Origin of the sequence: Kribbella sp. NPDC059898 (genome assembly GCF_042730855.1) — a bacterium.
GTDB lineage: Bacteria > Actinomycetota > Actinomycetes > Propionibacteriales > Kribbellaceae > Kribbella.
The window spans coordinates 1-18,389 of the sequence record NZ_JBHWKR010000005.1; the positions used below are offsets into that span (position 1 = coordinate 1).

The 18,389-nt window shown below is 69.6% G+C and carries 24 protein-coding genes; 7 read left to right on the top strand and 17 right to left on the bottom strand.

What is annotated here, in order from left to right; all coding sequences use genetic code 11:
* Positions 1-147: 147 nt before the first annotated feature.
* The 3 genes from ACFV9C_RS16995 to ACFV9C_RS17005 are packed head-to-tail and all read left to right on the top strand — an operon-like array spanning position 148 to position 1,596.
* A complete protein-coding gene (locus ACFV9C_RS16995; RefSeq protein WP_380194606.1) occupies positions 148-795 on the top strand; it encodes a hypothetical protein in 648 nt (215 codons plus the stop codon).
* Entirely contained in the window at positions 776-1,228 is a 453-nt protein-coding gene (locus tag ACFV9C_RS17000; protein ID WP_380194607.1) for a hypothetical protein, read from the top strand. Before ACFV9C_RS16995 ends, ACFV9C_RS17000 begins: the two co-directional genes overlap by 20 nt.
* 17 nt (positions 1,229-1,245) lie before the next feature.
* Positions 1,246-1,596: an ArsC/Spx/MgsR family protein gene (locus ACFV9C_RS17005; protein WP_380194609.1), complete on the top strand. Its 351-nt coding sequence runs from the start codon at positions 1,246-1,248 to the stop codon at positions 1,594-1,596.
* Here the strand turns inward: ACFV9C_RS17005 and ACFV9C_RS17010 are convergent.
* Positions 1,593-2,741 carry a pyridoxal phosphate-dependent aminotransferase gene (locus ACFV9C_RS17010; protein ID WP_380194611.1) on the bottom strand — a complete coding sequence of 383 codons (1,149 nt, stop codon included), beginning with the start codon at positions 2,739-2,741 and terminating at the stop codon, positions 1,593-1,595. The genes ACFV9C_RS17005 and ACFV9C_RS17010 overlap by 4 nt on opposite strands.
* 3 nt (positions 2,742-2,744) lie before the next feature.
* Positions 2,745-3,176, bottom strand: a complete 432-nt coding sequence (locus ACFV9C_RS17015) for a MarR family winged helix-turn-helix transcriptional regulator (protein ID WP_380194613.1) — start codon at positions 3,174-3,176, stop codon at positions 2,745-2,747.
* A 93-nt stretch (positions 3,177-3,269) separates the two neighbouring features.
* Between ACFV9C_RS17015 and ACFV9C_RS17020 the strand changes: the two genes are divergently transcribed.
* Positions 3,270-4,829, top strand: a complete 1,560-nt coding sequence (locus ACFV9C_RS17020) for an MFS transporter (protein WP_380194615.1) — start codon at positions 3,270-3,272, stop codon at positions 4,827-4,829.
* Between the two features lie 18 nt (positions 4,830-4,847).
* On the opposite strand, the gene ACFV9C_RS17025 is transcribed toward ACFV9C_RS17020, so the two are convergent.
* From ACFV9C_RS17025 to ACFV9C_RS17040, 4 genes are all read right to left on the bottom strand, one after another.
* Positions 4,848-6,773 carry a glycosyl hydrolase family 28-related protein gene (locus ACFV9C_RS17025; RefSeq protein ID WP_380194616.1) on the bottom strand — a complete coding sequence of 642 codons (1,926 nt, stop codon included), beginning with the start codon at positions 6,771-6,773 and terminating at the stop codon, positions 4,848-4,850.
* 51 nt (positions 6,774-6,824) lie between these two features.
* Complete coding sequence (locus tag ACFV9C_RS17030; RefSeq protein ID WP_380194618.1) at positions 6,825-7,268, bottom strand: GNAT family N-acetyltransferase; 444 nt, start codon at positions 7,266-7,268, stop codon at positions 6,825-6,827.
* Between the two features lie 33 nt (positions 7,269-7,301).
* Positions 7,302-7,994 carry a FadR/GntR family transcriptional regulator gene (locus tag ACFV9C_RS17035; RefSeq protein ID WP_380194620.1) on the bottom strand — a complete coding sequence of 231 codons (693 nt, stop codon included), beginning with the start codon at positions 7,992-7,994 and terminating at the stop codon, positions 7,302-7,304.
* Positions 7,995-8,088: 94 nt separating this feature from the next.
* Positions 8,089-8,727 carry a pyrimidine 5'-nucleotidase gene (locus ACFV9C_RS17040; protein ID WP_380194622.1) on the bottom strand — a complete coding sequence of 213 codons (639 nt, stop codon included), beginning with the start codon at positions 8,725-8,727 and terminating at the stop codon, positions 8,089-8,091.
* Between the two features lie 51 nt (positions 8,728-8,778).
* Here ACFV9C_RS17040 and ACFV9C_RS17045 point away from each other — a divergent pair, with 51 nt between their 5' ends.
* Positions 8,779-9,546: an SDR family NAD(P)-dependent oxidoreductase gene (locus ACFV9C_RS17045; RefSeq protein WP_380194624.1), complete on the top strand. Its 768-nt coding sequence runs from the start codon at positions 8,779-8,781 to the stop codon at positions 9,544-9,546.
* Here the strand turns inward: ACFV9C_RS17045 and ACFV9C_RS17050 are convergent.
* Positions 9,511-10,101 carry a TetR/AcrR family transcriptional regulator gene (locus ACFV9C_RS17050; RefSeq protein ID WP_380194625.1) on the bottom strand — a complete coding sequence of 197 codons (591 nt, stop codon included), beginning with the start codon at positions 10,099-10,101 and terminating at the stop codon, positions 9,511-9,513. The genes ACFV9C_RS17045 and ACFV9C_RS17050 overlap by 36 nt on opposite strands.
* A 12-nt stretch (positions 10,102-10,113) precedes the next feature.
* On the opposite strand from ACFV9C_RS17050, the gene ACFV9C_RS17055 reads away from it, so the two are divergent.
* The gene (locus ACFV9C_RS17055; protein WP_380194627.1) at positions 10,114-10,692 is read left to right on the top strand and encodes an NAD(P)-dependent oxidoreductase; all 579 of its coding nucleotides are present in this window, start codon (positions 10,114-10,116) and stop codon (positions 10,690-10,692) included.
* Here ACFV9C_RS17055 and ACFV9C_RS17060 read toward each other — a convergent pair.
* Both ACFV9C_RS17060 and ACFV9C_RS17065 read right to left on the bottom strand, forming a co-directional pair.
* The gene (locus ACFV9C_RS17060; RefSeq protein WP_380194628.1) at positions 10,689-11,591 is read right to left on the bottom strand and encodes a LysR family transcriptional regulator; all 903 of its coding nucleotides are present in this window, start codon (positions 11,589-11,591) and stop codon (positions 10,689-10,691) included. The genes ACFV9C_RS17055 and ACFV9C_RS17060 overlap by 4 nt on opposite strands.
* Positions 11,548-11,775: a hypothetical protein gene (locus ACFV9C_RS17065; RefSeq protein WP_380194630.1), complete on the bottom strand. Its 228-nt coding sequence runs from the start codon at positions 11,773-11,775 to the stop codon at positions 11,548-11,550. Before ACFV9C_RS17065 ends, ACFV9C_RS17060 begins: the two co-directional genes overlap by 44 nt.
* Positions 11,776-11,859: 84 nt before the next feature.
* Here ACFV9C_RS17065 and ACFV9C_RS17070 point away from each other — a divergent pair, with 84 nt between their 5' ends.
* A complete protein-coding gene (locus ACFV9C_RS17070) occupies positions 11,860-12,753 on the top strand; it encodes a LysR family transcriptional regulator (protein WP_380194632.1) in 894 nt (297 codons plus the stop codon).
* Positions 12,754-12,766: 13 nt separating this feature from the next.
* Here ACFV9C_RS17070 and ACFV9C_RS17075 read toward each other — a convergent pair whose 3' ends face one another.
* The 8 genes from ACFV9C_RS17075 to tdh all read right to left on the bottom strand — a co-directional run bounded on the left by ACFV9C_RS17075 (position 12,767) and on the right by tdh (position 18,373).
* Positions 12,767-13,591 carry an aldo/keto reductase gene (locus tag ACFV9C_RS17075; RefSeq protein WP_380194634.1) on the bottom strand — a complete coding sequence of 275 codons (825 nt, stop codon included), beginning with the start codon at positions 13,589-13,591 and terminating at the stop codon, positions 12,767-12,769.
* A 62-nt stretch (positions 13,592-13,653) separates the two neighbouring features.
* Entirely contained in the window at positions 13,654-13,788 is a 135-nt protein-coding gene (locus ACFV9C_RS17080; RefSeq protein ID WP_380194636.1) for a hypothetical protein, read from the bottom strand.
* 21 nt (positions 13,789-13,809) lie between these two features.
* The gene (locus tag ACFV9C_RS17085; protein WP_380194637.1) at positions 13,810-14,739 is read right to left on the bottom strand and encodes a winged helix DNA-binding domain-containing protein; all 930 of its coding nucleotides are present in this window, start codon (positions 14,737-14,739) and stop codon (positions 13,810-13,812) included.
* 31 nt (positions 14,740-14,770) lie between these two features.
* Positions 14,771-15,181 (bottom strand): type II toxin-antitoxin system VapC family toxin, encoded by a 411-nt coding sequence (locus ACFV9C_RS17090; protein ID WP_380194639.1) that lies wholly within the window; start codon positions 15,179-15,181, stop codon positions 14,771-14,773.
* Entirely contained in the window at positions 15,181-15,468 is a 288-nt protein-coding gene (locus tag ACFV9C_RS17095; protein WP_380194640.1) for a ribbon-helix-helix protein, CopG family, read from the bottom strand. Before ACFV9C_RS17095 ends, ACFV9C_RS17090 begins: the two co-directional genes overlap by 1 nt.
* 42 nt (positions 15,469-15,510) lie before the next feature.
* On the bottom strand, positions 15,511-16,089 hold the full coding sequence (locus ACFV9C_RS17100) for a hypothetical protein (protein ID WP_380194641.1): 579 nt from the start codon (positions 16,087-16,089) through the stop codon (positions 15,511-15,513).
* Between the two features lie 50 nt (positions 16,090-16,139).
* Complete coding sequence (locus ACFV9C_RS17105) at positions 16,140-17,324, bottom strand: glycine C-acetyltransferase (RefSeq protein ID WP_380194643.1); 1,185 nt, start codon at positions 17,322-17,324, stop codon at positions 16,140-16,142.
* Positions 17,324-18,373: an L-threonine 3-dehydrogenase gene (gene tdh, locus ACFV9C_RS17110; RefSeq protein ID WP_380194645.1), complete on the bottom strand. Its 1,050-nt coding sequence runs from the start codon at positions 18,371-18,373 to the stop codon at positions 17,324-17,326. Before tdh ends, ACFV9C_RS17105 begins: the two co-directional genes overlap by 1 nt.
* Between the last annotated feature and the right edge of the window lie 16 nt (positions 18,374-18,389).

Genomic DNA, 18,389 nt, shown 5'->3' on the forward strand with positions numbered 1-18,389 from the left:
CTCAAGACCGGCACGCTCTACGACGAAACGACCGCCTGGTCGCACCACGCAGACAACGCTGCAGCTTGACATTTCAACTCCTGGGATGTCTCTCGTCAGGTGTGTAGACCGGCGGTGCGGGCGAAAGGAATCGGCGAGAATGGGACGGTGACTTCGCGGGCCGACTGGACCAACACCACCCACGACTGGGCGGCCTCGGTCGACCGGGCACACCTGGACGCGATCCGCGCGGACCCGGCGCGGTACGCACCCGGCGGCGTACGGCATCTGCTGCTCGAGGTGCTCGCGTACCCGGAGGACGAGGCCGAATCGATCGGGGAGCGCGGACGCTGCACGGTCGAGCTGTACGCCGACGGCTCGGTCGCGGTCACCGACTACGGGCGCGGGACCGACACCCGGGTCGACGAGCACGGGAACATCGTGAAGAAACCGGTCATGGCGACCAAGGACCTGCGGTTCTTCGACGCCCCGGAGGCACCACTGCTGCCGGACGGCTGCCCGCGGCGCGGGATGTCCGTCGTCGCGGCGCTGAGTGAGTGGCTCGTCCACACGAACCGCCGTACGAACGGGTCGTGGACCCAGCGCTACGAGTACGGCGTACCGGCCACCGGACTGGAGCCGATCACGCCCGACGGGAGCACCGGGACCACTGTGCACTTCCGGCCGACCGCGGGCTCGCGCCGCTGGACGCGTTCCCGCACCTCGACATCTCCGTCGTCCGGCTTGGGTGATCTGGGAGGATCGAGGGACACGGGGGGTCGTGGAAGGAAGGTCGATGACAGGGCAGCGCGGTGACGAACCGGGGCCGTACAGCGGGTTGTTCGGTAGCGTTCCGGACTCGTACAGCTACCGCCCGGCCGTCCGGCCGAAGCAGGTGACGATCGCCGCGGTCGTCTCCGCCGGGCTGGGCGCGATGTGCCTGCTGCTCGCCGTCCTCACGCTGACCTCCGCGGGCGCTCAGATCTCCGAAGTACTCACGGGTTCCCGCGGCAACACGTCCGTCGCGGTCGCGGCGGCGCTGGTCTGCGCGTTCATCTACCTGGTCCCGGCGATCTACGTCCGCAAGCGGTACGTGTGGGCGCGCTACATGCTGATCGCGGTCGCCGTGATGGGCATCGCCGGCGGACTGATGGCGCTCCCCACCAGCCTGCTCGGCCTGGCCATCCACGTGACCCTGCTGATCCTGATGCTGCAGCGCCCCACCAAACTCTGGTTCCAGCACCGCTGACGCCCCGGGAGACCCGCATGGAGATCTGGATCAACCCCGCCTGCTCGAAATGCCGCGCCGCCACCAAGGCGTTCGACGAGGCCGGCATCGCCTACACCGTACGCCGCTACCTCGACGACCCGCCGACCACCGAGGAGCTCGCGGCCGTCCTGACCCGCCTCAACCTCGAGCCGTGGGACATCGTCCGCACCAACGAACCCGAGGCCAAGCCGCTCCGCGACCTCCCGCGCGACGCCGCGCACCGCGCCGACTGGATCCAGGCCCTCGCCGATGCCCCGATCCTGATCCAGCGCCCGATCATCACCGCGGACGACGACACCACCGCCGTCGCCCGCGACCCGGAGACGCTCGCTCGGTTCCTGCCTTAGAGCTTCTGCAGGCGGGTGAGGGCTTCCTGGAGGACCTCGGGGCGTTTGCAGAACGCCCAGCGGACAAGGGGTTTGCCGGCTTCGACGTTGTCGTAGAAGACCTGGTGGGGGATCGCCACCACGCCCGCCTTCTCCGGGAGCTGCCGGCAGAACTCGATGCCGTCGGTGTAGCCGAGCGGGCGGATGTCGGTCGTGATGAAGTACGTCGCGGCCGGCCGGTGCACCTCGAAGCCGAGGTCGCCGAGGCCGTTCGCGAGCAGGTCGCGGCGGGCCCGCAGATCGGCGCGCAGCCGGTCGTAGTAGTCGTTGCCGAGGGCAAGCGCATCGGCGACGGCGGGCTGGAACGGGGCGCCGGAGGTGTAGGTCAGGAACTGCTTCGCGGTGTTCACCGCGGTCACCACCTCGGGCGCACCGGTGACCCAGCCGATCTTCCACCCGGTCACCGCGAACGTCTTCCCGGCGCTGCTGATCGACACGGTCCGCTCCGCCATCCCGTCGTACGACGCCAGCGGCCGGTGCGTGCCGTCGTACACCAGGTGTTCGTAGACCTCGTCGGTGATCACTACCAGGTCGTGTTCGAGGGCGATCGCGCAGATCCCGCGGAGCTCCTCGTCGGTGAGGACCGTGCCGGTCGGGTTGTGCGGTGAGTTGATCAGCAGCACCTTCGTCCGCGGCGTGACCGCGGCGCGCAGCTCGTCGAGATCCAGCCGGTACGACGGGGCGCGCAGCGTGACCGGGACCCGCCGGCCGCCGGCGAAGGCGATGCCGGCCGCGTACGAGTCGTAGTACGGCTCCAGGGCGATCACCTCGTCGCCGGGTTCGACGTACGCGAGCAGGGCTGCCGCGATCGCCTCGGTGGCGCCGGTGGTGACCAGGACCTGGGCGTCGGGGTCGTACGTGAGCCCGTAGAACCGCTGCTGGTGGTCGACGATCGCCTGCCGCAGCGCGGGGATGCCGCGGCCCGGCGGGTACTGGTTCGCGCCGGCCCGGATCGCCGCGATCGCGCCCTCCAGCAGCGAGTCCGGCCCGTCCTGGTCCGGGAACCCCTGACCGAGGTTCACCGACCCGGTCGCCACCGCCAGCGCGGACATCTCCGCGAAGATCGTCGTACCGAGACCGTCCAACCGCTCAGCGTGTGCGCGCATCCCTCAACCCTCGATCGTAGTGACCATGTGCGCAAGCCAGGCGCGCGCGGTGGCGCGGTCGGTCTGGCTGAAGGCGGCCTCGAGTTCGTTCTCGACCTTGCGGATCGCGGGCGCGGCCTCGGCCAGCCGGCGTTCGCCGCCCGCGGTCAGGTGCACCTGCTGGGTACGGCGGTCCTTCGGGTTCGGGCGCCGTTCGACGAGACCGGCGCGCTCCATCCCGGTGATCAGCTCGTTTGCGGACTGCCGCGTCGTGCCGACCACCCGCCCGACCTCGGCGACCGTGAGCCCCGGGTCCTCCCGTACGCAGAGCAGCGTCCCGTACTGCTGCACGGACAGCCCGTGCTCCGCGAGCGCGGCCGCCAGCGCCGACCGCATGCTCAGCCAGGCGTGCCGCACCAGAAAGGTCAAACACCCGGTCTCGTCGTTGGGGTCCATGCACCACATTCTGCCGAAAAGGAGATTGACAGGTTCCTGTCAATCGAGGATGATCGAAACCTCGTCAGGGTCCTGTCAATTATAGGAGACTTCGTGTCCACCATCGACCCGTCCCCGAATCCACGCCGGCAACGCCGCATCCTCGCCGTCCTGGTCGTCTCGGCCGTCCTGATCTGGATCGACTCGACCGTCCTCGGCATCGCTCTCGAACGCCTCGCCGACCCGGTCCACGGGCTCGGCGCCACACCCGGCCAGCTCCAGTGGGCGGTCGGGATCTACTCGCTGCTGTTCGCCACCGCGCTCTTCCTGGCCGGCGCCCTCGGTGACCGGTACGGGCATCGCACCGTGCTGATGACCGGCCTGGTGGTCTTCGGCGCCGCATCCGCCTGGGCCGCCTGGGCGACCGACCCCGTCGGGCTGATCCTGGCCCGCGCCACGATGGGGCTCGGCGGCGCGCTGATCATGCCGACGTCGATGGCGATCATCGGCTGGACGTTCCCGCCCGAACGCCGGGCCGGCGCGATCGCGATCTGGTCGTCGTCGGCGGGCCTCGGCGTCGCCGTCGGCCCGGTGCTCGGCGGCCTGCTGATCGACCACTTCTGGTGGGGCTCGGTCTTCACCATCAACCTGCCGATCGTGGTGTTCGGCCTGATCGGCGCGGCCGTCGTACTCCCGAACCCGCGCAGCCCGCGACGCCGCCGGCTCGATCCGCTCGGCCTCGGGCTGTCCACGCTCGGGCTGCTCGGACTCTCGTACGGCCTGATCGAAGGCGGCCATCAGGGTGGCTGGGATCGCTGGCAGGTGTGGGCGAGCATCGGCGCGGGGCTCGTGCTGCTCGCCGGGTTCCTGTTCTCCGAGTGGCGCGAGCAGGAGCCGAGCTTCGACCCGCGGCTGTTCGGCAACCGGCGGTTCGCGGCCGGGAACTACGCGCTCGCCGCGGTCTTCCTGACCATCACCGGGCAGAGCTTCTACCTCGCGTTCTACCTCCAGGGTGCCCGCGGGATGAGCGCGCTGCACGCCGGCCTGATGTCGCTGCCCGGCGCGATGGGCGTGATCGTCGGCGCCCCGCTCGGCGCCCGCCTGGCCGGCCGCCTCGGCGTCGCGAAGGTCTCCGGTACGGCGATCCTCACCCTCGCGCTGTGCTTCGCCGCCAACCTGCTGTACGACGTGAACACCTCGCTGATCGTCATCGGCATCATCGGCGGGCTGGCCGGGCTCGCGATCGGGATGACCGTCGCGCCGACGACCGCGGCCGTGATGGCGACGCTGCCGATGGATCGGATCGGGGCCGGCTCCGCGGTCAACAACGCGCTGCGGCAGGTCGGCAGCGTGCTCGGGGTCGCCGTACTGGGGACCGTCGTGTCGTCGACGTACCAGCACCGGATCGCCCCGTCGCTGGCCGGTCTGCCGAACGGCGAGGCGATCGGGACCTCGGCCGAGGCGACCCGGCACGCGGCCGCGATCCTGCACCGTCCGGACCTGGTGCAGACCGCGAACGACACGTTCGTCCACGCGATGCACCTCGCGGCCGGGGTGGCCGCGGGGTTCGTGCTCAGCGGTGCGATCGTGCTGGGGCTCGCGTTCCGGATCGCCAGGCCATCACAATCGGGCGTCGCGGGCGGCGCTGAGCGGGAGCGCGCCGAGATCGGCTGATTGTGATGGCCTGGGGATTCACCCCCAGGGCGACGGCGGCGGTGGCGGTACGACGGCAGGGCGGTCCTCGCACCAGCTCGCGCCGGTCCAGCCGCCGTCGTTGCCGCCCAGGTCGCGGACCTCGAACTCCGGCGGCCCGTCGAAGTGGAACGTCCCGCAGTTGTTCACGAACGGCGCCCCGACGTTCCGCGCGTCGACGTTCTCGAACGTCGCCCAGCCGCCGACCCGGGCGTTCACCACGTTCGTACCGGTACCGTCGACGTGGATGTTGCGGACGGCAACGTTCGTGATCCCGTACTGGTCCTTCACCGGCCAGTCGACGACGAACATCATCGCGTTGTACGTCGAGTCCAGGAACGAGCTGTCGGTGATCTCGATCCGGCCGGACATTGAGGACTGCAACGCGTACAGCCAGATCGCGCCGAGGCCGATGTCCCAGTTCAGGTCCCGCGGACCGCCGCGGACCGTGGTGTTCCGGGCGAATGTCAGCGTCCCCTCGAACGGCGTCGCGTCGAACCGGGAACCGGCGTGCAACGTGCTGCCCTCGCGGATCGGGTCCGCGACCAGGTTGTCGGTGACCGCGTTGTCCCGGCCGCCGTAGATGGCGATGTCGTTGGCGAGTACGGGTGTCTGCACGGTGTTGTGGTCGTACACGTTGTCGTGGTTCGCCAGGTTCTCGGACCACATGGCCAACCCGTCGTCGCCGGTGTTCCGGACGAAGTTGTTGGTCGCTCGTACGTTGGACACACCCCTGTGCAGGTTGATGCCGTCGGCAATCGAGTCGATGATCACGTTGTTCCGGATCAGCAGGCCGTCCATCGGGCCGTCCAGCCAGATGCCGACCTTGGTGTGGTGCAGGTACAGGTTCTCGATCGTCGAGCCACCGCCGATCGCGCCGCCGATCCCGTTCACCTGGTCGGTGTCGATGCGTTCGCGGACATCGCTCTCGATCGCGAAGTCGGACAGGTGGACGCCGGTGCTGCCGGTGTACTTGCCGTAGAAGCCGGGTGCACTGTGGACGGACTTGTCCGGAGCGGGCTGTGCGAGCGGCAGCACCTTGCCCTTGATGATCGTCCACCAGTTGCCGGCGCCGCGGACCGTCACCTGGTCGACGACGATGTGCCGGTTCACCTGGAAGGTCCCGGCCGGGATGAACACCGACCAGCCGATTCGCCTTGCGGCCGCGATCGTCCGGTCGATGGCCGGGGCCGCGTCGCGCCGACCGGTCGGGTCGGCGCCGAACAGCCGGACGTCGAGCGAGTGCTTCGGCTGCGGGAGCGGTGCCTGCACCAGTTCGAAGTCCGCGACGTCGAGGACCGTCCAGGCCGCGGGCGTGTCGCGCGGTACGGCGAACCGCACGCGGTCGCCGGCCCGGTACGTCCGGTCCAGCAGCACTCGCTGCTCATCGTAGAAGTGGTTCGGGCGGAACGGCTTCGCGACCGGGTCGGGCTCCGGCTTCCACCAGCCCGGGATCGGGTCGACGTTCGGGTCGTTGGAGAACGGATACATGCCGTACAGCCAGGCGTACTGCGACGTCAGCGTCATCGTGCGCTTGTGCTTCCCGTCGACGGTGACGTCGAGCGGTGCGGTGATGCCGCCGCCGGTGGGCGCGTCCGGGATGCTGTAGCGGAGCGTGAACGCGTTCGCGGGGCGGGTCAGCGTGAACTCGACGTACTGCTTGGGTTGCAGCCGTACGGCGGTGCGCCCGGAGGCCTCGGCCGGAAGCGTGTACGCGTCCCGCCCGGGGCCGATCCGCTCGCCGGTGAAGACGGCGTTCTCCGCCTCCTGTTCGACGAACGGGACGTCGGCGCCGCGGCCGGTGACGAGTGCCGGATCCAGGCCGGCGCGGGTGATCCGCGGCGGTGGGGTGGCGGTCGCCGGCTGGGCGGTGGCGACGACGAGTGCGGTCGTCAGTGCGACCGCGAGCAGGTGTGAACGGGACATCGGCGGATCCCCTCCCGGACGAAGTGTCTGGAGGTTATGCAGCTGACGCGACTAGCGCAAGATCTCGACAGGTTGCGGAAATTTCCGAACCATGAAGAGGTCCACCGGGTCCTCGCTGTCCAGGACGAAGCCGTGGCGTTCGTAGAGGCTGCGAGCTGGGCTGCCTTGGAGGACGTTCAGCCAGATGTCTTCGTCGCGGTCCAGGACGGAGCGCAGTACGCCGGAGCCGATGCCGCGGCCTTGGTACTCCGGGGCCAGGTAGAAGTGCTCCAGCCACAGGCGGTCGGCCGGGCGGAGCGTGACGGATCCGGCGAACGCGCCGTCGACCTCGATGATCCGGGTGTACTCCGGGGCGTACGCGTCCCGGAGGCGCTGGCGGACACGGTGCTCGTCGTACCGGCCGAGGCGCTCCAGGTCGGGGCGCATGACGACGGCGCGCAGCTCGACGAGTCCGTCGAGATCAGCAGCCGTCGCGGGGCGCAGGGTCCAGTTCACGTCGGCATTATTCGTGGCGGGGTGGAGGTTGGGTCAGGCGGGGCGGGGTTCGGGGCGGAGGGCTCGGAGCCAGAGCTCGGTTTGGGCTATGTGGGCGGAGGCGGCGGTGGCGGCGGCGGCCGGGTCGCGGGTTTCGAGGGCGGACAGGATCGCGCGGTGGCCGCGGTCGCTGGTCTGCTTGATCGCGTCGAAGTCGGCGCCCGGCTCGAAGATCCGGTAGTGCCCGCCGCGGCCGCGGATCACCTCGGTAAGCGCGGTGACGGTCGGGTTCCCGCCGGCGACGCAGATCAGCCCGTGGAACTCCGCGTCCAGGTGCTGGATCTCGGTCGCGTCCGTGGTCGACTCCAGCCGGTCGAGCACCTGGCCGAGCTTCGCCGCCAGCTCCGGGTCCTGCCGGGCCGCCGCGGCGGCGGTGGCGTGCGACTCGAGCACCCGGCGTACCTCGAGCAGTTCGAGCACGCCCTCGAGCGGGATCAGTTCGACCGACAGCGAGAACCGGCTGATGATCGCCGCCGGGTCGAGCGCCGAGACGTACGTCCCCGAGCCGTGCCGGGACTCGATCACCCCGAGCGCGCCGAGCGACCGGACCGCCTCGCGCAGCGAGCTCCGGGACACGCCCAGGTGGTCGCACAACTCCGGCTCCGGCGGGAACTTCGCCCCCGGCCCGAGCTCCCCGGACGCGATCATCTGCCGCAACCCGGCCAGCGCCTTGTCCGTAGCAGCCATCCCCTCACCTCCCCCCGAAGCGTAAGTCCTCAGACCACTCCTGGTCACATCCGCCCACTCTCCGCCTACCAGCGCGCCGGTTCCGAGCGATTCATCAGACGTTTGCTCGAAGGAACCCCGCCACGTCCGCAGCCCGCCATCGACGCTCGCCCAGCCGCTCGGACGCCGTACCGCCGGCCACCCACACGGTCGCCATCCCGCGCTCGTGCGGCAACGCGAGGTTCACCTCGAGGTCGTCGAACATCACCGCCCGCGCCGGGTCGATCCCGAACCGGTCGAGGAACGCGTCCAGGCTCTCGGCGTACGGCTTCGGCACCAGCTCGCCCGCGAGGATGTCGAAGACGCCGTCGATGTGCTCGCTCAGCCCGAGCCTGGCGAGCACCTGCTCCGCGTGGTACGCCGACCCGTTCGTGTACACGTACCGCCGCCCCGGCAGCTCCTCCAGTACGCCGGCCAACGCCGGGTCCGGCGCGATCACCGAGTAGTCCATCCGGCGCTCGAAGCCGAGGAACTCGTGCGGGTCGATCGTGCCGGTGAGCATCGCGCCGCGCAGCGACGTCCCATACTCCGCGACCAGCTCGGACTGGATCCGGCGAGCACCGGCGAGGTCGGTGTCGTAGTACTCGGCGATCGTCGAGAGGATGCCGTGCGTGAGCTGCGCGGCGAGCGCCGATCCGGCCGGGTACAGCGTGTTGTCGAGATCGAGAACCCAGGTGTCGATGTCCGCCAGCACCCTGCCAATGTAGGTGACAGACTGGGGGCGTCATCGACGGAGGGTTGGAAGATGCCGACTGCGCTCGTGACCGGGCCGGCGACCGGGATCGGTCGGGCGTTCGCGGAGAAGCTGGCGAGCGAGGGGTACGACCTCGTGCTGGTTTCCCGGGACGAGGCGCGGCTGAAGGACGTCGCGGCCGAGATCGCGCGGCGGCACGGCGTCGAGTGCGAGGTGCTGGCCGCGGACCTGACCGACCGGGACGAGCTGGCCCGGGTCGAGGAACGCTTCCGGACCGGGCCGATCGAAGTACTCGTGAACAACGCCGGCTTCGGGCAGAAGAAGCCGTTCTGGGAGAACCCGGTCGACGTCGAGGAGAAGCAGCTCGATCTGCTGGTTCGCGTCGTACTGCGGCTCACGCACGCCGCCGTACAGCCGATGATCGAGCGCGGTTCGGGTGCGGTGGTCAACGTGTCGTCGGTCGCCGGGTTCCTGCAGCGGAACATCTACAGCGCGCACAAGGCGTGGGTGACGAGCTTCTCCGCCGGGCTGGCGACCGGGCTGCATGCCCAGGGCGTCGCGGTGATGGCGTTGTGCCCGGGGTTCGTGCACACCGAGTTCCACGAGCGGATGCAGATGGACAAGTCGGTCATCCCGTCGTTCCTGTGGCTGGACGCGACCGACCTGGTGGACGCGGCCTGGAAGGACCTGGCGCGCGGCAAGGCGATCTCGATCCCGAGCCGCCGCTACAAGCTGATCGCGGCCGCCGCCCGGTTCACCCCGCGGGCGCTGATCGCCCGGGTGTCAACCGTCGGCCTGGACCCGCGCCGCCGGTCGTAGCGATTCGTAGAGCGTCTTGCCGAGCGCCGCGGCGTACTTGTCGGTCTCCGCGTCCGACGGCGACGCGCCGGTGAAGTTGACCTCGAACCCGCGCTGGAAGCACGCCCCGAACAGCAACGCCGCCGCGGCCGTCACGTCGGCGGTACGCCGGATCCGCCCGAGCTTCTGCTCCTCGCGCAGGTAGCGGATCAGGCCCTCCTGTGCCCGGTGCGGACCGGCGTTCAGCTCCTGCAGGCGGAGCCGGTGCGCGGTCAGCAACTCGCGGGACGAGAACAGCGACACCAGGATCGGGAAGCCCTTGACGTAGAAGTCGATCGCGATCCGCGCCAGCCGGGTCAGGTTGCCGCGCACGGTACCGCTGCCGGGGTTGCCGATCAGTTCCTTGAGCGAACCGGGCAGCTCAGGCATCCGTTCGTGGATGACCGCGAGCAGGATCGCCGACTTGTCCGCGAAGTGCTTGTAGAGCGCGGCCTCGGAGTACCCGGCGGCCTGCGCGATCGAGCGGGTGGTGGCCCGCGCGTACCCCTGCGTCCGCAGGGCGTCGCGGCCGGGCACGAGGTCACCGCCGTGGTCCGCGAGGGCTCGCGTCTGCAGCTGGAGCTACCCGAGCTCCGGCTGGTCGCAGCCCGCGCCGGCACCCCCGGCGGCGGGGCCGAGGTAGTGACCGCCGACGTGATGGACCCGAAGTCGATCGCCCCGGTGATCGCCGGCCACGACGCCGTACTGTCCGCCCTCGGCCCACGCCCGAAGGGCCCGAGCGACATCCTGACCACCGGCGCGAGCGGCGTCCTGCAGGCGCTCGGCGACGTACGCCGGTACCTGGTCGTCAGCGTGGCCGGCATCCACGGGGGCAACGACGACCCGTTCACGCAGTACGTCGTGAAGCCGATCCTGCAACGCCTGCTCCGCGAGGGATTCGCGGACGCCCGGCGGATGGAGGAGCTGGTCGGCGCGAGTACCGTCGACTGGACGATCTGCTGCCCACCCCGCCTGTCCGACAAGCCGGCGAAGGGCACCTTCCGAAGCAACACCGATGGCAGCATCCGCGGCGGCTTCACCATGACCCGCGCCGACGTCGCCGCCTACATGCTCAACGCGATCGACGACCGCTCCGTCATCCGGAAGACCGTGGTGATCTCCAACTAGAGCTTCTCGGCGACCTCGGTGAGGATTGCGAGGGTGGACTTGATCAGTGGGTGGTCGGCGCGGCTGGTGCGGACGGCGGCGTAGACGCGGCGGGTGGGCGCCGGGTCGGGGAGTGGGCGGATCAGCGCGAGGGTCGGCTCGGGTACGGCGAGACGGGGGACGAGCGAGACGCCACCGCCGGCCGCGACCAGGGCGGCGACCGCGCGGAAGTCGTCGGACTGGTGCACGATCCGCGGCTGGAAACCGGCTTGTTCGCAGGCGAGCAACACCACATCCCGAATCGGATTACCCGGCGCCGGCATCACCCAGTCGTCGTTCGCCAGTTCCCCGAGTTCGATCGCGCCACCACCTGCGGCGGCTGGATGGGCTGGGGGGAGGACGGCGACGAAAGGTTCGGCGTACAGCGGGATTCGGGTCAGGCGGCGGTCGTCGGGGCGGGGGGAGCCGCGGTGTTCGACGGCGATCGCGAGGTCGGCGTCGCCGTCGAGGAGGTGGGTGATGCCCTGGTGGCCTTCGGCGTCCCGGACGACGAGGCTGAGGCCGGGGCTGGTCTCGTACAGCCGGGTCAGCGCCGGCGCGACCAGCAAGCTGATCGCGGTCGCGAACGCCGTCACGCGGACCTCGCCGTTCGCGCCGTTCGCGTGCAGCCGCATCGCGTCCTCGGCGCGTTCGACCTCGGCGAGGATCGTGTCCGCGTGCGCGAGCAGCAGCCGCCCGGCCGACGTGATCGACACCCGGCGGCCGCGGCGTTCGAGCAGTTCCTGGCCGACCTCGGTCTCCAGGGCCGCCAGTTGCTGGGAGACCGCCGAGGGCGTCAGGTGCAGCACCTCGGCGGCCGCGGTCACGGTGCCGTGGTCAGCAAGCGCGCGCAACACCTTCAGGCGTCGTACCTCGATCACGGTCCTCAGCTTGGCACACCAGTGTGAGCTCGACCTTCGGCGGCGTACGGCGTTCGCGCCAGCGGGCGACGGCGTCGCGGATCGGGTGGCGTTTCGGGACATGCGGGCGCAGCGGGGCGTTCGGCATCGCGGAGTGGGTCTGTTCGTGGATCGACTTGATGACGGTGAACGGTACGTAGTGCATGTCTTCGACAGTAGGAATCGGACCGTTGATACGTCCAATGAAAGTTGTGCGCAGAGTTGATGCCTCTGATGCATGATGTACCGCATGGAACTACGTCAGCTCAGGTCGTTCGTGACGGTGGCCGAGGAGATGAACGTCGGGCGCGCGGCCGTCCGGCTGCACCTGACCCAGCCGTCGCTCAGTCGGCAGATCGCCGCCCTGGAACACGATCTGGGCGTCGAGCTGTTCGCCCGGGTGAAGCGCCGGTTCGTGCTGACGGCCGCGGGGGAGACGTTCCTCGCCGAGGCGCGCGACCTGCTCCGCCGGTCGGACGAGGCTGTGCGGGCGGCGCAGCGGACCCAGCGCGGTGCGGTCGGGACGCTGCGGCTGCGGTTCGTGCAGTCGGCGACGTTCGAGGTGCTGCCGCGGTTGCTCGGCGCGTTCCGCCAGGCGTACCCCGAGGTCGTACTGGACCTCGAAGCGTGGACGACGCTGCGCCAGACGGAGGCGTTGCGCGACGGGCGGATCGACGTCGGCCTGATGCGGCCGAGTACACCGGCCGGCGGGAGCGCCGTCGTACAGCTCGCGCCGACGCTGACCTCGCGGGTGGTCGCCGAGGACCGGGTCGTCGTGGCGCTTCCGGCCAAACATCGGCTGGTACGGCGGAAGCGGCTGCGGCTGGCGGACCTCGCGGACGAGCCGTTCGTGTTCTACACGCGGACGAGCGGGCCGGCCGTGTACGACACGATCGTCGGGTTCTGCCGCGCGGCCGGGTTCACGCCGCGGATCGAGCAGGAAGCGGCCGATGTCCAGACGATCGTGTCGCTGGTCGCGGCCGGGCTCGGCGTCTCGCTGCTGATCGGGCCGACGCCGCCGTCGAACCCGGACGCGGTGGTGTACCGCGAGTTGTCCGACGACCTGCCACCGTGGCAACTCTCCGTAGCCTGGTCGCCGGACAACCGTTCGCCCGTACTGGCGCGCTTCCTCGAACTGCTGTGAGCGAAGGGACTGCTCAGCCGAAGACGTCCGGGTCGCCGCCGGTGCGGACGCCGGTCTCCAGGTCCGCGATCGCGGCCATGTCGTCGTTGTCCAGCGCGAAGTCGAAGACCTCGAAGTTCTCCTTGATCCGGCTCGCGGTCACGGTCTTCGGGATCACCACGTTGCCGAGCTGCAGGTGCCAGCGGATCATCACCTGAGCCGGCGACTTGCCGTACTTCGCCCCGATCGCGGCCAGGCCTGCGTTGCCGAGCAGCTCGCCGGAGGCCAGCGGGCTCCACGCCTCGGTGACGATGTCGTTCTCGGCGTTGAACGCGCGCAGCTCGTCCTGCGGCAGCGCCGGGTGCAGCTCGATCTGGTTCACCGCCGGGCGGATCGTGGTCTCCTCGAAGATCCGCCGGAGCGCCGGCTCGTGGAAGTTCGAGACGCCGATCGCGCGGACGCGCTTGTCGGCGTACAGCTGCTCGAGCGCCTTCCAGGTGTCGACGTACAGGTCCCGCTGCAGCGACTGCCAGTGGATCAGGTACAGGTCGACGGTCTCCAGGCCGAGCTTCCCGAGGCTGCTGTCGAAGGCCTTCAGCGTGCTGTCGTAGCCCTGGTCGGAGTTCCACACCTTGGTGGTGATGAACAGTTCGTCACGCGGGATGCCGGACGCGGCGATCGCCCGGCCGACGCCGGCCTCGTTGCCGTAGATCGCGGCGGTGTCGATGTGCCGGTAGCCGGTCTCGAAGGCCGTCGTCACCACGTCGGTGACGATCGAGTCCTCGACCTGCCAGACCCCCAGGCCCAGCTGCGGGATCTCGACGCCGTTGTCCAGAGTGATGGAGGGGACTGTACTCATCTGCCCATTCCACCCGGCAAAAGGTTTCCGGCCCAGTCATCTGACGTGTGACAACAACCTCATTAACCGGCAGTAACCACCGCGTAGGTCTTGGCGTTGGGTTCGAGGAAGCGGATCAGCCCGCTGCCCTCACGCTCCAGCTCGGCCTGGGTTTTCTTGAGCGTCCTGCCGAACGGCGTGAGCGTGAGAGTGGCCACACCACGCTTCAGCTCGCTCGTCTACAGCCCGGCGACGAAGCCGTCGACGGTGTACGTCGCCTTGACCCGGAGGTTCTTCGTGAACACGGCCGGCTTGTGCTCGTCGGCGATGATCCGCTCCCGCTTCGCGTGCGACAGCAGCACGTTGTCGAACTCCGGCAGGAACCGCACCGGTGCGGGCGTGTCCGCGTCCGGCCGGGGCGCGTCCGGTACGTCGTACAGCGTCTTGCCGTTCTCGTCCTGGAAGGTCTCCAGGTCGAGCTCGTCGAACAGCGGCTTGGCCTTCTGCAGGCCGGACCAGGTCTGGAAGTCCGCCGGCGTCGCCGGGCCGAACGCGGCGAGGTACCGGGTGACGAGCTCCGCCGGCTCGGCCGTCTTGTGGAGCTTCCTGCCCATCCACTCCTCGGCCGGGGTGAACTTCGAGTTCGCCGTCCAGGACCAGCGGACGTCGGCCGGATACATCACCAGCGGCACCAGCATCCGCGTGCAGAACCCGAGCGCCCGCTCGTTCACCTCCGGGAACTGCTGCTGCAAGGCATCCCGTACCTCGGTGAACGTCAACGGCTCCTTCGCCAGCAACTTCTCCGCCGCCGCGACAACTTTCTCCGGCTCCAGCCCCGCCGCGCGATCCCCCAGAATCCGCAACCCCGCTTCGAGCACCGGCGCCACCGTCACCCTGAACCGCGCGTAGTCCGCCGCCGTCACCAGGTGCAACGTCCCGCGCAGGAAGGTCGCCCGTACGACGTCCCGCCCGGCCACGGCCCGATCGAGCTCGCCCTCCTCGAACCCGTCGATCCGCGACCACAACCCGACGTACGGATGCTTCGGCTCCTGCCCCTGCATCCCCGCGAGCCGCGCCACCACCTCGACCACCGGCACCGCCTCCCGCCCCAGCAACAACTGCCGCGCCGACATCGCCCGGTTGACCGCCCGCCCACTCATCACCACCATGCCCGCATCCTCCCCGGCCCCACCGACAAAGTCAGCGGATCCCCGGCGCCGCGACGGCGAGCGCGTTGCGGCGACAGGCGTCGGCCAGGCGTTCGTCGTAGGTGACGACGAGATCGGCGTCGATCACCACCGCGGTCGCCAGGTGCAGGGCGTCCAGGCTGCGCAGGATCGTCGGCTCGATCCGGCGGGCGACGCTGACGATCTCGCCGGTCATCGGGCGTTCGTCGATACCTGACATCGCGTCGTCGATCAGCTCGCCGGCATCGGCCGGTGACTTCACTCGGGCGAGAACGGCGCGCGAGACCTCGACCCACGCCAACGACGACGAGGCCAGGACGTCGCCCGCTTGGTAGCACGTGTCGAGATAGTCGATCAGTACGTCGGACTCCGGTTCGGCGACGACCCGCTTGATCAGGGCGCTGCTGTCGAAGTACACCCGCATCAGAAGCGGTCGTCGCGATCGAGCAGTTCGAGGCTGGTCTCGCCCTTCCGGAGCCGAAGCCGGGGCCGGACCTTGCGGTACGGAATTCGCGCGGGCTGCACCGTGAGAGTGCTCCAGGCGCGCTGCCGATCGGTCATCTGAGCCTCCATTGCTTCATGGTCGATCGGCAGGTGCAGGCGCCGGTCGACAGCATCCCGGACGATCTGCTGCTGAGACTGACCGGTGCGCTCTGCCTCGGCCTGCAGCGCCGCCGCGGTCGCGTCGGGAAGCCTCAGGTTCATGGCCATGCATCAACGGTACCACGCTGGTACCGCCAGGTGGTACCAATGTCAGCTGTAGTCCTTCTCGTTGTATTTCGGGAGGTGGAGGAGTTGGCGGATCTGGGCGGACGGGGCCTTGTTACCGGCCGCCGTGGCTTCCTTCAGGTGGGCGGCCATTTCGGACTTGGTGCCGGCGGCGGCGACCTTGAGCCAGTGTGGGCGGGCGGCGGCGTCGGCGTTCGCGAGGAGGCGGATCTGCTTCGAGACCGAGGTCGGCCAAGTGACCTTCAGCAGGGCGCTGGACTCGGCGAGGCTCGCGGCGGCGACGGCCTTCGCGCGGTTCTGCAGGGTGGTGACCGACATGTTCTCGTTCGCGGCCTTCTCGAAGCTTTCCAGCGCGACGTTGTACGGCCGGGTGATCTGCAGGTACTTCGCTCCCGCGGCGGCGAGGGTCGGCGCCGTCGGGGCCGTCCGTACGACGGGTGCGGGCGTCGGCGGCTGGTACCTCGCCTCGTCGGGCGGCCTGGTCGTCGGCGCGCTGCTCGCCATGGCGGGCGACGGCGCTGTGGTGGCCGGCCCTTCGTCGGCGCCGCATCCCGCGACGAACACTGCACTGACTACTCCGGCAACGGCCAGCAACTGGCGCATGAGGCTCCTCACCCGGGGACGGACCGGGCAACTCTAGCGGGCCTGGACGCCTATTCGGCTAACGCATTCCGAGCCTCGACGAACGCCGCGATCGCGCGCTCCACGTCCTCGGTCGAGTGCGCCGCGGACAGCTGCACCCGGATGCGTGCCTTGCCCTGCGGTACGACGGGATACGAGAAGCCGATCACGTAGATCCCGAGGTCGAGCAGCTTGTCCGCGAGCCGTCCGGCGGCCGCGGCGTCACCGATCATCACCGGGGAGATCGGGTGGTCGCCGGGCAGGATGTCGAAGCCGGCCTCGGTCATCTTGGTGCGGAACAGGGCGGTGTTGGCGGCGAGCTTGTCGCGGAGCGTGCTGGAGGTGCCGATCAGTTCGAGGGCCTTCAGCGACGCGGCCGTGACGGCCGGGGCCAGCGAGTTCGAGAAGAGGTACGGGCGGGAACGCTGGCGGAGCAGCTCGACGATCTCGCGGCGGGCGGAGACGTAACCGCCGGACGCGCCGCCCAGGGCCTTGCCGAGGGTGCCGGTGACGATGTCGACGCGGTCCTTCACGCCGAACAACGACGGCGTACCGGCACCGTCCGGGCCGACGAAGCCGACCGCGTGCGAGTCGTCGACCATCACCAGCGCGTCGTACCGCTCGGCCAGGTCGCAGATCTCGTCCAGCGGGGCGACGTACCCGTCCATCGAGAACACGCCGTCGGTGGCGATCAGCCGGTACCGCGCGTCGGCGGCGTCCTTGAGCTGCGCCTCCAGATCGGCCATGTCCCGGTTCTTGTAGCGGTAACGACGAGCCTTCGAGAGCCGGACGCCGTCGATGATGCTGGCGTGGTTCAGCTCGTCGGAGATGATCGCGTCCTCGGCGCCCAGCAGGGTCTCGAACAGGCCGCCGTTCGCGTCGAAGCACGAGCTGTAGAGGATGGTGTCCTCGGTGCCGAGGAAGTTGCTCAGGGCACCTTCCAGGTCCTTGTGGATCTGCTGCGTGCCGCAGATGAAGCGCACCGAGGAGAGCCCGAACCCCCACCGGTCAAGGGCTTCCTTCGCCGCCGCGACGACGTCGGGGTGGTCGGACAGTCCGAGGTAGTTGTTCGCGCAGAAGTTCAGCACCTCGTTGCCGCTGGCAACCGAGATCAGCGCCTGCTGCGGTGAGGTGATCACCCGCTCGGACTTGTACAGCCCGGCGTCCCGGATCTCGCCGATGGTGGTCGTCAGGTCGTCCCGCATCCGCCCGAGCATCAGTGCTTCTCCTCCAGGGATTCCGTCGTCCAGTCCATGATCACCTTGCCGCACTGCCCCTGCCGCGCGACGTCGAACGCGCGCTCGAAGTCGCCGTACCCGAACCGGTGGGTGATCACCGGCGTCAGGTCCAGTCCACGTTCCAGCATCACCGACATCGAGTACCAGGTCTCGAACATCTCCCGGCCGTAGATGCCCTTGATCGTCAGCATGTTGAGCACCACGGTGCTCCAGTCGATCGCGATCTCGTCGGACGGCAGTCCGAGCATCGCGACCTTGCCGCCGTGGGTCATGTTCGCGAGCATGTCCCGGAGCGCGGCCGGCTGTCCGGACATCTCCATCCCGACGTCGAACCCCTCGCGCATCCCGAGACTCTGCTGGGCCTGCGCGATCGTTTCCTCGGCAACGTTCACCGCACGGGTGACGCCGATCTTCCGGGCCAGGTCCAGCCGGTACTCCGACAGGTCGGTGATCACCACGTTCCGCGCACCGGCGTGCAGCGCGACCGCGGCGGCCATCACGCCGATCGGTCCGGCGCCGGTGATCAGCACGTCCTCGCCGACCAGCGGGAACGACAGTGCGGTGTGTACGGCGTTCCCGAACGGGTCGAACACCGCGGCGACATCGAGGTCCACCGGGTCCTTGTGGACCCACGCGTTCGTGGCGGGCAGTGCGACGTACTCCGCGAACGCGCCCGGTACGTGGACGCCGAGGCCGCGGGTCTTGATGCAGAGGTGCCGGCGGCCCGCGCGGCAGTTCCGGCAGCGGCCGCAGACCAGGTGGCCCTCGCCGCTGACCAGGTCACCGACCGCGACGTCGCGGACACCGACGCCGACCTCGACCACCTCGCCGCAGAACTCGTGCCCGGTCACCATCGGCACCGGCACGTTCTTCTGCGCCCACGGGTCCCAGTTCTGGATGTGCAGGTCGGTGCCGCACAACCCGGTGCGGAGGACCTTGATCAGGACCTCGTCGGCCTCGATCTTCGGCTCGGGAACGTCCTGCAGCCACAGGCCGGGCTTCGCCTCAGCCTTCACCAGCGCCTTCATGCCCACATCGTCGTCC